The sequence below is a fragment of the Mycobacterium sp. genome (assembly GCF_035623875.1).
Lineage (GTDB): Bacteria > Actinomycetota > Actinomycetes > Mycobacteriales > Mycobacteriaceae > Mycobacterium.
Genome location: NZ_DASPSP010000207.1, coordinates 1 through 13783, shown reverse-complemented (window position 1 = coordinate 13783; position 13783 = coordinate 1). Strand labels below are relative to the sequence as shown.

Sequence of the window (13783 nt, the reverse complement as noted above, 5' to 3'; positions counted from 1 at the left end):
CAGGCAAGCCGTGGGTCCATCGGCCCCTCGATTTCGTTTTGCGCTGTCTCGGTGAGGTGGCTGATGTATTCGCCGCTGACCACCATGGCGGAACGAATCAGCCCGGCCTTCAAGAATGCGTCCGCCACGGCGATGCCGGTGAACATTCCCGCGCACGCGTTGGAGATGTCGAAGGTCAGCGCGTTGACCAGGCCGCATTGATCGCGCAGCCGCGAGGCGGTACTGGGTTCGAAGGTGAACTTGTGCCCGGGTCCGTCGCAGCGGGAGATATTGCAGGCGATGACCATGTCGATCTCTTCCGGTCGATAGTTCGACCGGGCCAGGCAGTCGGCCGCCGCCTGCCGGGCGAGGTCGATGGAGAACTCGCCGTCACCCACCATCCGTCGGTTCTTGATGCCGGTCAGGCGTTCCAACGGTATGCGGATCTCGGTGGCGCACTTTGCCAGGACCGTCTCGGTCGACACCGTCCGTGCCGGCAGGTACACACCGAGGCTTTCGATCACGGTGTTCTGCGTCTCGGGGCCGTCGGATTGCACCGGCTGCTCGGGTGCCGGCGCCACCACGCTCGCCTCAATACCCCGGTCCCACCTGGATTCCGCGCCTTCCTGATGGTCCGGGTCGTCGTCGGTGAGCGGCCCGTATTCGGCGGCCAGGTCGGCGATTGTGCCGTAGACGAACATCGACTCCGGCCGAAGGGCCAGGCCGACCGCGTTCGCCCGCACCGCGACCTCCAGGCTCTGGGTCGAGGCACCGCCGAGCGCGAAGAAGTCGTCGGTGACCCCGACCCGCTCCAAATCGAGTACCTCACACCAGATCTGGGCGAGAATCCGCTCGGTGTGGGTGCGCGGCGCCACGTACGCCGCCTGCGGGGGTCTCGGCGACACATCCGCCGCCATCAAGGCTCGGCGGTTCACCTTTCCGCTCGACGTGAGCGGGAGCACGTCGGTCACCTGAAAGACGGACGGCACCATTGCCGCCGAGAGCAACTGCAGCAGGAAGCCGCGCAACTCGGCCGTCGATGGTGCGACGCCGTCGGCCGGCACGACATGGGCGACAAGCATGGTGTTGCCGTGGTCATCGTTTCTGGCCACCACCGCGTTCTGGCGCACTGCGGGGTGTTTCGCCAGTGCGGCCTCCACCTCGCCCGGCTCGATCCGGAAACCGTGGATCTTCACCTGGAAGTCGCGGCGTCCCAGGTATTCGATGTTGCCGTCCCGCAGATACCTGGCCAGGTCGCCGGTGCGGTAGAGCAGTTGGCCGGGCTCGTCGGCAAACGGGTCGGCGACAAAGCTGGCAGCCGTCAGGTCGGGGCGGTTGAGGTAGCCGCGCGCCACCCCGGCCCCGCCGATGAAAAGCTCACCGGGCACCCCCACCGGCACCGGTTGGAGATAGGCGTCCAGAAGGCGAATGCGTACGTTGGCGATCGGTCGCCCGATCGGGACCACCGGGCCGGTTCCGGCTTCACAGTGGAAATGCGTGACATCGATCGCGGCCTCGGTGGGCCCGTACAAGTTGTACAGCTCGGCGTGCAATGTGGCCAGGAAATCATCCCGCAGGTCAGCCAGCAGCCCCTCACCACTGCAGAACACCCTGCGCAGCCCGGCACAGCGAGCCACGCCGGGTTCGGCGAGAAAGCGGCGCAGCATCGACGGCACGAAATGCGCTGTGGTGACGGCCTGCTCGGTGATGGTCCGAACCAGGTACGAGGCGTCCTTGTGGCCCTCAGGTTTTGCAATGACAACCCGCGCGCCGACGATCAACGGCCAGAAGATCTCCCAGACGGCGGGGTCGAAGCTGATCGGGGTCTTGTGCAGGACCCTGTCGTCGGGGGTCAGTCCGTAGGCGTCCTGCATCCAGAGCAGCCGGTTGCAAATCCCGGCATGGGTGTTGAGCGCTCCCTTTGGCACCCCGGTGGAACCCGACGTATGGATGACGTAGGCGAGGTTTGTCGCCGTCGTGTCGATGGCCGCGGTGACGGCGTCGTCGATCGATGTTATCCACGGCAGGTCGAGGTACAGCCGGTCACCGGTGAAGCCTGCCGGCAAGCGGTGCAGGTGGCACCGGTGTGTGACGCAGACCGCGGCGTCCGGCACGTCGGCCAGCATCGCGGCCATCCGGTGCACGGGCTGCGCCGGATCCAACGGCATGAAGGCCCCGCCTGCCTTCAGGACGCCCAGCAGCGCCACCGCCAGATCCGCTGAGCGGTCCAGCAGGACAGGTACCACAACGTCGGGACCGACACCGAGGTGCCGCAGCCGGTGCGCCAGATTCTCGGCCCGGCGGTCGAGCTCCGCGTACGTCAACTCACGATCATCACACGTCACTGCGACGGCGTTCGGGTTGCGCCGAACCGATGCCGCAACCAGCTCGTGTAGGCAGGTCTCCGCGTCGTAACGGACCCCGGTTCGGTTCCACGCTGCCTGCTGACGACGCTCCGCTCCGGACAGCAACGGCAGCTGCGAAACGTGCGTGCCGGGCTCGGTGATGATCCCATCGACGAGCGTCGCGAAGTTCCCGGCCATCCGCTCGATCGTCACCGCGTCGAAAAGGTCCGTGTTGTACTGCAGCGCCCCGCACAGCTTCCCGCCCTGTTCGGACATCTCCATCATCACGTCGAACGGGGCGCCGCCCTGCCCGATGTGGATGGTTTCCAGGTTAAGCCCCCCGCTTTCCAAACCGGGCCCGTCGGAAAAGCGGCGCGGTTGTTCCCAGGCAAACGAGACCTGGAACAGTGGCGTGCGACTCCCGTCGCGCGCAGCTCGAAGCCGCTCGACGAGCAACGGGAAGGGATAGTCCTGATGTGCCAGAGCGCCAAGCACGGTGTCCTTGACGCGACCTAGGAGGACCGTAAACGTCGGGTCGTCGCGCAAGTCGGCGCGTAGAGCCACCGGATTGGCGAGGTAGCCAACCAGACCCTCCAGCGCTGCCCGGTCACGACACGCGAAAGGTGAGCCGATGAGAAGGTCGTCCTGGCCGCTGTAGCGGTGCAGCAACGTGACGTAGGCGGCCAGCAGTGTCATGTAAGGCGTCGCACCAACGGTCCGGCCTAGCTGCTTGAGCCCAGCCGTCAGCGTGTCGTCGAGGGTAAAACGGTGAACGGCGCCCCGGTAGGTCTGCACAGCCGGTCGCGCCCGGTCGGTCGGCAATCGAAGGACCGGCAACTCGCCGGCCAACTGCTCACGCCAGTAACGCCAGAGGCGCTCGCCTTCAGCATCCGAAAGCATTCGGGACTGCCTGTCGGCGTACTCAACGTAGCGCTCCGGGGGTGGTGCAGGCGGCTTCGCCCCGTGCTCAGCGGCATAAAGCAGGCGGAGCTCGTCGAGAATGACGTCGACTGACCAGAAGTCGACGGCGATGTGGTGCACCACCAGCAGCAGTACATGTTGGTCGGGTGCGCGTTGGAGCAGCGTGAGCCGCACCACCGGGCCGGTGTAAAGGTCGAACGGACGATCGGTTTCCCGGCGGATCCACTCGTCGAGCTCGAGCTCGCCGGGGCCGAGGTTGTGCCTGGCAATCCGCACCGGCCATTTCGGATGAACAAGCTGCACCGGTTGCCCGTCGCGCACGGCGAACGTGGTCCGCAGCATCGGATGCCGGTCAACGAGTGCCTGTGCCGCGCGTTCCAATGCCGGCACATCGAGCTCACCGCGGATCCGCCCGGCATACGTGATGTTGTAGGCGGCGCTTGTGGGTGCAAGTTTATGGACGAACCATAGGGATCGCTGCCCATACGACAGCGGATACACCAAGGCCGAGTTCTCGGCTTCCGCCATGAGGAGCCGGGATAGCAGCGCGCGTTTTCGCTCCGGTGACAGGCCGGAGATGTCGATGGGCTTATCCTTCATCGCTACCTTCCTCCGCAACAAGCTCTCGCTCGGCGATGACCTTCCGCAGCAGCTCTTCCACGGCATCGTCGGAAAGCTCAGGTACCCGGGTGAGCAGGTCGATCTCGCGTGACGAGGTGTCGTCAGTCTGCGGCGGCGGTGCCGCGGCTACCGCCGGGGCCGGACCGGTGGCGGACAGCTGGTCGCCCAGCCAGCCGGAGAGGCTGGCCACGCTTGGCCCATCCAGTAGCCGGGCGACCGGAACGACGATGCCAAAGTCGCGTTCAACCTGCAGGCGCAGCTCCAACGTGATGAGCGAGTCGACGCCGAGATAGCTCAGCGGCGAGAAAATGTCGAGGCTCGACGGGGCCAGACCGAGTTTGCCGGCAATGAGATCGCGCAAGTACGACTCGAGCAGCCGGCGGCGCTCCACCGGTCCCGCGCCCTGCAATGCGTCATTGAGGCTGCTTCCCCGCCCGGGCGCAGGGCCCGTTTGCCGGCCGCCGGGCAGCTCGGGGTGAAGATCCGTGAGCAGTGGTGGGTTCATGCCCGGGCGTAATCCCGAGCGCCACCGCGCCCAGTCGACATCGAAGACCGCGGCCTGCGTAACAGACCGCGTCAGTAAATACGATAGCGCTGCAAGGCATTTCGCTGCCGGCATGGCCTCAACGCCGTGTTGGGTGAAGTGACCGCGCTGCTGAGCGGAAAAACCAAGCCCGGCCCATGGCCCCCAGTCGATGCTCAGCGCCGGCCTGCCTTCGGCACGTCGATGCCACGCCAACGAGTCGAGAAAAGCGTTCGCTGCCGCATAGTTCGCCGCCCCCGGTGAGCCCAGGAGCGTCGCCGCCGAGGAAAAGAGCACGAAGAAGTCCAGTGCCGCGTCTCGGGTTAACGCGTGCAGATTCCAGGCACCCTGAACCTTGGGCGCCATGACCTCCCGCAGTTGTCGGTCATCGAGGAGTTGCAGGATGCCATCGTCGAGGACCCCGGCCGCATGCACCACCCCGCGCAGCGGTGGCATTGAAGCGCCGACCGACCCCAGTATGGCCGCGGCCTGGTCCGCCCTGGTGACGTCGCCGCGCGCGACAACCACCTCGGCGCCAGCCGCCCGCAACTCGTCCAACGTCACCTGCGCCGACGCTGACGCCGCACTACGCCCCATGAGGACCAGATGCCGGGCACCCTGCTCCACCATCCACGTGGCCACCGCACGTCCCAGCGCGCCGAGCCCGCCGGTGATGAGGTAGGTGGCATCAGCCTTGACGGCCCCCAACACCGTGGCGCCGAGCGGGGTTTCCGCGGGTTCGACATCGTCGCACCGGGTCAACCGCGCGACATAGCGGCGGCTGCCACGCAGCGCCACGTCAACCTCCGGGTGATCCGTCCACACCTCCTGGAACAGTGCCCGGAGTTCTTCCGGGCCGCCGCCTGCGGACAAGTCGACGCGAGTGCAGCGCAGCTCCGGATACTCGTGGTCGATGGTGCGACCCATCCCCCACACCGGAGCCTGGGCGATCGACACGGGTTCGGCGCCGGCACCTGTCACCTGCGCCCCACGCGTCACCAGCCACAGGCGCGGGGGGTCCGACCAGCCGGCCATCGCCAGCGCCTGCACGAGATGCAACACGCTCACCGGGCCCAGGGCAGCCGCGGACTCCAGCGCACCAGACGACGTGTCGGCTGGCGGCGCGGCCAGCAGATCCCACAGGTGTACCACGCCGCGGCACAGCGGCCGTTCGCCCCCGAACGCTTCTTCGAGCAGCCGCCGAAAGTGCTCGGGCTGCGTCGGGTCAAGACGGTAACCGCCGGATGCGTGACGCTCGAAGTCGACGCCTGGCTCGACCAGCACGCATGTCTGAGAATGCGATTCGAGGTGGTCTCGGAGAGTGTCCGAGGTGACCCCCCCGTCGCTCAAGATGAGCCAGCTTCCCGCTTCGATCGGCCGGTCCGGCCCGTCCCGATCCGGCGGGATGGATGCGGGAAGCCACCGCAGCTGGTAGATCCGATCACGCAGATCGGCTGCCTCCGCGGCGCGGTGCGGGGGCGCGGTAACGGCCGGAACGTCCAACCAAGAATGGACTCGCTGCCACGGGTAGGTCGGTGCGGCTACGCATCGGCCACCCGAGGGTTGTAGCTGTTCCCACTCAACTGGTTGACCGAGGGTGTACAGGGCGCCCAGCGATGCGAGCGCGGTCCCGCGCCCTCCGTCGTCACGGTGCATGGACGGCAGCAAGGTGCAGTCCCGCCCTAGCTCCTCGGCGTCCTCGCGGATGGCGCTCAGCAGGATCGGATGCGGGCTGATCTCCACGAACGCGTCATGGCCGGCGGCCAGCAGTCGGCGTAGTGCAGTCGAGAAGTGGACCGGCGACCGCAGGTTTTGCACCCAGTAGTCGGCGTCGAGCGGACGGTCGGCCAGCAGGTCGCCTGTCACCGTGGAGTACAGGTTTAGCAGCGGCGCCGTCGGCTGCAGCCCGGCGAGCATGTCTCGCAGATCGGCGCCCAGGGCGTCCATCTGCGGACCGTGCGAGGCGACATCGACCTCGATCCACCGGCAGAAACGCTCGCGCCGCGCCAACACCGCCATCAGATCGGTCAACACCGCCCGATCACCCGAGAGCACCGTCGATCGGCAGCTGTTGTTCGCGGCGATGCCGACACGTTCCTCTTCGCCGGCGATGAGCTCGTGCGCTTCGGCCGGCGAGACCTCCGCCGCCAGCATTGCTCCCTGGCCGCGTGCCCGCCGAAGCAGCCGGGCTCGGGAACAGATCACCCGCGCGGCGTCGTCCAGGCTCAGCGCACCCGCGATGTGCGCCGCTGTCGCTTCGCCCAGGCTGTGCCCCACCACCGCGGCGGGCTCGACTCCCCACGAGCGCCACAGCGCGGCTAGCGCAACCTGGACGGCGAAGATTGTCGGTTGGACCACGCCGATGTCGGCGAGCCGGGAACAGTCTTGCCCCGCAGCGAGCTCGGCGAGCACGGACTCCCCCAGATACGGGCTCATCGCGCGGTCGCACGCGGCTAGTGCGTCGCGGAACGCCGGCTCGTCCACCTGTAACCGTTGCCCCATCCCGTACCACTGCGAGCCCTGGCCGGAGCAGACGAAGACGACTGCGGGCCGATGGCCGGGACGGCGCCGCCCCGCGGACAGCCCGGGGCGGGTTTCCGCCCGCCGGTAGGCGGCGAGAGCATCCGACATCTTCTTGGGGGAGTCTGCGACCGCGGATAGCCGGTGATCATGGTGGCCGCGCCGCGCACCGGCGGTGTAGCAGAGGTCGGCAAGCGCCAGCCCGCCGGCAAGCGCCAGCTCGTAGCGGCCGGCCAGCTCCGTCAGCGCCTCCGGTGAGCGGGCGGACAGCGCCAGCAGCTCCGCTCGATTCGCTGCGGCATCATGCGGCGGCGGCGTGACTCGAACCTGCGGAGCCTCGGCGAGCACTATGTGCGCGTTGGTGCCGCCAAACCCGAACGAGCTGACCCCCGCGATCGCTCGCCCCCCGTTGTCCGGCCACGGGGTAGGGGTCTGCACCACCCGCAACGGCAGGCTGTCGAAGGGGATGTGGGGATTGGGCTCGGTGAAATTCAGGCTCGGTGGAATCATCCGGTGCCGCAGAGCCAACGCTACTTTGATGAGCCCGGCCACACCGGCCGCCGCCTCCAGGTGGCCGATGTTGGTCTTGGCCGACCCGATCAGGCACCGGTTGCCCGGCGCACGACCGTCGGCCAGAATCGCACCCAGGGCCTTGGCCTCGATCGAGTCGCCGAGAAGCGTTCCGGTGCCGTGCGCTTCGACGTACTGGACCGCACCGGGCGAGACACCCGCACGCCGGTAGGCGTCGGCCAGCACGGCCTCCTGGGATTGCCGGCTGGGCGCCATCAGTCCGTTGGTGCGGCCATCCTGGTTGGTGGCGGTGCCGCGGATCACCGCGTAGATCGGGTCGCTGTCGGCCAACGCCAGACCCAGTGGCTTCAGGACGACGATCCCGGCGCCTTCACCGCGCACGTAGCCGTCCGCGGCTGCGTCGAAGGTCTTACAACGGCCATCCGGGGCCAGCACCCTGGCCTTGCTGAAGTTGATCGAGATCGCCGGCGACAGCATGATATTCACGCCTCCGGCAAGGGCCAGCGTGCACTCGCCGTCGCGCAGGCTGCGACACGCCAGGTGGACGGCGACCAACGACGACGAACACGCTGTGTCGATCGCCATGCTCGGCCCGCGGAAGTCGTAGGCGTATGACAGCCGGTTGGCGGCTATGCTCAACGCGTTTCCTGTACCGCTGTAGGCGTCAACAAGCCGCGGCTGGCCAGACCGGAGATATCCGTAATCGTTGGTGGAAATACCGACGAACACGCCGGTGCGGCTGCCGACAAGCCGCTCCGGCACCTGTCCGGCGTCTTCCAGCGCCTCCCACGCAACCTCCAGGAGCAGACGCTGCTGGGGGTCCATCTGCGCCGACTCCCTCGGCGAGATGCCAAAGAACGAAAAGTCGAAATGGTCGACCTCGGGCAAGAAACCGCCCCGCCGGCTGACCGCGGTGCCCGGCACGGACGGATCGGGGTCGTAGAAGGCGTCGGCGTCCCAGCGGTCCGCTGGTATCTCAGTGATCGCATCCATGCCGTCCGACAGCAGCTGCCAGAAGGCCGCCGGCCCGTCGGCACCCGGAAACCGGCAGCCGATGCCGACGATCGCGATCGGCTCATCCGCGTTGCTGGTCCGCGCGCCGCCGCTGTCCCCGGCTGGTGTAGCGGTGCTGTCGACGGTAAGGGCCTCTCCGGCCAAGTATCTGGAAAGACTGTCGATCGTGGGGTATTCGTACGCCAGCGTGGGCGAGAGCTCGCGTTCCAGCCACGCCTCCAATGCGGCCGTCAGCCGGACGGCATGCACGGAGTCGAGGCCGTAGTAGGCGAACGGATGGGACGGGTCAATATCGGCTGCCGGGATACCGAGGTCCTGGGAAAGCCACGAGATGAACCAGTTAGCGATCTCGGCGGCAGTGTGCCCGCCGTGTTGGCGGGTCACTCGAGCCGATGGCACGGCGGGGGGCGACGGCGGGTGCCAGTCGGCGACCGCCGCAAGTTCGCCGTCGAGGAACCGCTGTCGGCACTGGCCCCGCTGGATCTTGCCGCTCGACGTCGTGGGGATCGACAGCGGCTCGACTAGGACGACGGCGTGCGCTGCGATCCCGTGGTGCGCGGTGGTGGCCGCCCTGATTGCGTGCGTGATCTGGGTGAGTTCGGCTTCGCCGACCTGATGGTGGTTCACCTCCTGCACGACAACGAGCTGTTCGGCAGCATCCGATCCCTGCGTAGCCGAGAAGACCGCACCGCGGCCTGGCAGCAGCGCCGGATGGCATTCCTGCACGGTTAGCTCAATGTCGTTGGGGTAGTAGTTGCCGCCGCGGATGATGATGACGTCCTTGCAGCGTCCGGTGATGAACAGCTCGCCGGAGCGCAGGAAACCCAGGTCCCCGGTGCGCAGGAAGGGGCCGCCAGCCGGCTCTGAAAGAAACGCCGAGAATGTCTGTTCGGTCTCTTCCGGCTTTCCCCAGTAACCGTGGGCAACGCTCGGCCCGGCGATCCAGATCTCACCGACCTCGTCCGGCCCGCATGGCCGGCGGGTCACCGAATCGACGATGATGACTTGCTGGCCTCCTCGGGGCCGACCGCAACTGACCGATGCCGCAGCGGTGGGATCATCCGGCGCGACGTCGACAACGCGGTCCTCGCGCAGCGCGGTGCGGTCTATCTGTCGAACCACCGGTACGGCGGAATCCGACCCACCCGACACCAGCAGGGTCGCCTCCGCCAGCCCGTACACGGGATAAAACGCCTCCGGCCGAAAACCAGCCGGGGCGAAGGCGTCAGCGAAACGCTGCAGACTCGCGGCACGCACTGGCTCGGCACCGCACATCGCGGTCGACCAATTGGACAGATCCAGCGCCGCACGCTCGGCCGCGCTGCTTAGTTCGACGCACATGTCGTAGGCGAAGTTCGGCGCGGCGGTGATAGAGGCGCGGTGCCGGGAGATGGCTTCCAGCCACCGCATTGGGCGTTTGATGAAGGCGGTCGGCGGCATAAGCACGGATGTGCCCCCGACATAGATCGTCTCGAGTATTCCGCCGATGAGGCCCATGTCGTGATGCGGCGGCAGCCAGAATACGCCGGTTGCGTGGCTGTCACCGCTCCACGTCTCACAGATAGCCGCCAGATTGTGGAGCAGGTTGCGGTGCGTCAGCACAACGCCTTTCGGCGAGCTGGTGGAGCCCGAGGTGTACTGCACGATGACGGCTGTGTTCGCGTCAACGTCTGGCGCCACCCACTTTTCGGCGTTCCCGATGACCTCGTCCGCGACACACCACCGCAACCGACGCCCCTCGACCAGACCGTCTACCGTGGCCTTGTTTTTCGCTTGTGTCTCAGCGGTGGTGACCGCGAAGTTGGGCTGCACATCGGCGGCGATGGACGCGACGCGCGGAACCAACCGATCGTGCATCGGCGGATGCACCGGCACCGCGATGGCTCCCGCATAGACACATCCGAAGAGGCCGGCGACAAAGTCGAGGCCTGATGGGCATAACACCAGAACACGCTCGCCCGCAGCGCCCTGTTGTTGCAGAATCGACGCGATTTCTCGCGCCCTGCTGTCCAACTCGCGATAGGTCAGCCGGCTAGTGTTTTCATCTTCGCCGTTGCGCGAGAAGGTAAATACAACGTTGTCTCGATAGCGTTCGGCTCTCCGCCCCAGAAGGTCCAGCAGGGTGCCCGCGATAGGCACTGCGTCCTCTGGCATCTCGTCACCTAAACCGTAGTGCTGATCGCCGTAATTGCTGCCACATAGGCCGTGCGACCTTTCAGGCTGAACGTAACATCGCGGACGCAGCAAACGACTTCGATTGCGTCGACGGCCCCGAAATCGTGCCGGTATCGGGCAGTAGCTTGTCGGTGGCGTCGGCGGCAGCCGACCCGGCGCGGCTGGCTGCACTGGCGCCGTCGCGGTCGGCATCAGCCGCACGCGTGCCGCTTACCATCTCGACAAGCTGGCTGATACGGGAATTCTCGCCGTCAGTTATGCCCTCAGCTCCCGGGCGGTCAGACCTCGGGGCTGGACGCCCGGCGAAGCGGTACTTGCTTGCGCAGCAGGAGCTCTCGGCGAGCGTGCCGCCACGTAACTATGGCTTGCTGGCCAAGCTGCTAGTGGAAGCAGTGGCCTCCGACAATTCTCCGAACTGTCGGCTCAACGGTGGCGGCGGTGGCACGTCCGGCTGGGCAGGACAGCGTGTCGGGCATCGGCGTCGTCGATGCGTTGTGCCGGTGCGGGTATGAGCCCGCCCAGAGAGCCGATGGCGACATCGAATTAGGTAACTGTCCATTCCATCAGCTCGCGCGCCAATATCCCGAGTTGGTGTGCAGCCTCAACCTGCAACTGATCCAGGGGATGCTCGAAGCAAACGGTGACCAACCTGAGCGAGCGGTGCTGGCGCCGCGCGAATGCGGATGCTGTGTCATCGTGCGTGCGCCGGAGCGCCCCGCCAGAAACGGGTCAGGCGCGTGGCCAAAACGCCATCGCGACCGACGCGCAACACCGCGGACCGACGCCGCAGCCTGCGCCACAGCGGAAAGGAGACATAGGCGAACCTGTTGGAAACACTCGGGTTGCAGTACCCGGTGATGCAGACCGGCATGGTGTGCGGGGGCGAGCGGGGAACGCCGCAGTGGTTGATCGGGCGGCGTTCTAGGCCGGCAAGACAATCCACCGCATCAGCGACATTGTTGCGGCGGCCGATACCGTGGCACGGCTCACCCCCTGACCAGCGCAGCACCTGCGTCGGCGGCCGCGCAGGCCGGAAACCGATTGCGCTGTTCTCCCGCGCGAGCGGGGGTGCTGCCAGCTCCAGCCGCTCCGGCCCGCATCTCGTAGGGCGAACCGCGCCGGCTCTCGGCGACCAGGCACCATAGAGGGGTGCAGTCCACACTGTGCGGTCGTCGGGTCGCCGACGACCGCCCGCTGATCATGGCGATCGTCAATCGCACCCCGGATTCGTTTTATGACCGTGGTGCGACGTTTGCCGACGATGCGGCCAGGGCGGCCGCGCACCGCGTCATCGCCGAAGGGGCCGACGTCGTCGACGTCGGCGGCGTCAAGGCGGGCCCGGGGGAGATCATCGACACGAAAACCGAGGCTGCTCGGGTGGTGCCCTTTATCGAGTGGCTGCGCGATACCTATCCCGACCAGCTGATCAGCATCGACACCTGGCGTTCTGAGATAGCCCGAGCTGCCTGCCGGGCGGGCGCGGACCTGATCAACGACACCTGGGGCGGCATCGACCGGGCGATGCCAGAGGTGGCCGCGGAATTCGGGGCGGGCCTGGTGTGCTCGCATACCGGGGGTTTGCCGCCGCGCACCCGGCCATTCCGGGTCAGCTACGGGATCAGCACCCGCGGCGTTGTCGATGACGTGATCCGCGAAGTCACCGCAGCGGCCGAGCGAGCCGTCGCCGCCGGGGTGGCCCGCGATCGCGTGCTGATCGACCCGACCCACGACTTTGGCAAGAACACGTTCCACGGTCTGGCGCTGTTGCGTCACGTGGAAGATCTTGTTAACACCGGGTGGCCGGTGTTGATGGCGTTGAGCAACAAAGACTTCGTCGGGGAGACTCTGGGCGTGGATCTGACCGAACGACTGGAGGGAACCCTGGCAGCCACCGCGCTCGCGGCTGCTGCCGGTGCGCGGATGTTCCGAGTGCACGAAGTCGGCCCCACCCGGCGGGTGCTGGAAATTGTGGCTTCGATCAATGGGCAGCGGCCGCCGACGCGCACGGTGAGAGGACTTGCATGACGGCATCAGAGCTGGTCGATCTCGCAGCCGAGGGGGCACTGACCGCGCTGCCCGGCGACGTGTGGCTGGCTGACCGCTGTTGGACCCGCCCGCATTGGACGGTCGACGAGTTGGTGACGGCGAAGACCGGTCGAACCATCTCGGTGGTGCTGCCTGCCCTCAACGAGGAAGACACCGTCGAATCGGTGATCGACAGCATTTCACCGCTGGTCGGCGGGCTGGTCGACGAGCTGATTGTGCTCGATTCGGGCTCCACCGACGACACCGAGATCCGGGCGATTGCCGCGGGCGCGCGCGTCGTCAGCAGAGAACAAGCCTTGCCCCACATCCCGCCGCGGCCCGGCAAGGGCGAGGTGCTGTGGCGGTCACTGGCCGCCACTGAGGGCGACATCGTGGTGTTCGTCGACTCCGACCTGATCGACCCGCACCCGATGTTCGTGCCGCGGCTGCTCGGGCCGCTGCTCACCGAGGACGGCATCCATCTGGTCAAGAGCTTCTACCGGCGGCCGCTAAACGTGACCGACGTCAGCGATACCGGCGCCCGCGAAGGCGCCACCGGCGGTGGCCGGGTCACCGAGTTGGTGGCGCGCCCGCTGCTCGCAGCGCTGCGACCCGCGCTGGGCTGCGTGCTGCAGCCGCTGGGCGGCGAATATGCGGCCACCCGCGAACTGCTGATGTCGGTGCCGTTCGCGCCCGGCTACGGCGTCGAGATCGGCCTGCTGGTCGACACCTACGACCGGCTGGGCCTGGACGCCATCGCGCAGGTCAACCTCGGTGTGCGGGCACACCGCAATCGGCCGCTGGCCGAGTTGGGCCCGATGAGCCGTCAGGTCGTCGCCACCCTGCTCTCGCGCTGCGGCATCCCCGACTCCGGGGTGGGGTTGACCCAGTTCTTCGTCGACGGCCCAGATGGTGAGGGCTATACCCCACGCACCTCGACGGTGTCGCTGGCCGATCGGCCGCCGATGAACGCCGTGGCGATCGCCAGCGCGGCGGAGCCGGGCGCAGCGGGTCGCCACCAGAGACCGCTGCGGCCTCCGCGCTAAGACCGACGCAGCGGGTCGCCACGGAACTAATAAGGCAATATCGGTGACGTGGCATTGGTGTTGCTCTACGTAGTGGTGCTCGT

The 13783-nt window shown here is 67.2% G+C and carries 3 protein-coding genes and 1 pseudogene; 2 read left to right on the top strand and 2 right to left on the bottom strand.

Going from position 1 to position 13783, the window contains the following annotated elements:
• Both VEI45_RS17360 and VEI45_RS17355 read right to left on the bottom strand, forming a co-directional pair.
• The coding region (locus tag VEI45_RS17360) for an amino acid adenylation domain-containing protein (RefSeq protein ID WP_324855391.1) at positions 1-3845 on the bottom strand (3845 nt) is incomplete at its 3' end.
• A complete protein-coding gene (locus VEI45_RS17355) occupies positions 3835-10608 on the bottom strand; it encodes a type I polyketide synthase (protein ID WP_324855388.1) in 6774 nt (2257 codons plus the stop codon). The genes VEI45_RS17360 and VEI45_RS17355, both read right to left, overlap by 11 nt.
• A 1221-nt stretch (positions 10609-11829) precedes the next feature.
• Here VEI45_RS17355 and folP point away from each other — a divergent pair.
• Both folP and VEI45_RS17345 read left to right on the top strand, forming a co-directional pair.
• Positions 11830-12654: a dihydropteroate synthase gene (gene folP / locus VEI45_RS17350; RefSeq protein WP_324855393.1), complete on the top strand. Its 825-nt coding sequence runs from the start codon at positions 11830-11832 to the stop codon at positions 12652-12654.
• Positions 12651-13631 (top strand): annotated as a pseudogene (locus tag VEI45_RS17345) (glucosyl-3-phosphoglycerate synthase); the annotation flags it as partial. The gene folP and the pseudogene VEI45_RS17345, both read left to right, overlap by 4 nt.
• Between the last annotated feature and the right edge of the window lie 152 nt (positions 13632-13783).

Excerpts from the sequence above, each read along its gene's own strand:
- VEI45_RS17355 (WP_324855388.1), bottom strand. The coding sequence starts at position 10,608 with ATGCCAGAGGACGCAGTGCCTATCGCGGGCACCCTGCTGGACCTTCTG.
- folP (WP_324855393.1), top strand. The coding sequence starts at position 11,830 with ATGGCGATCGTCAATCGCACCCCGGATTCGTTTTATGACCGTGGTGCG.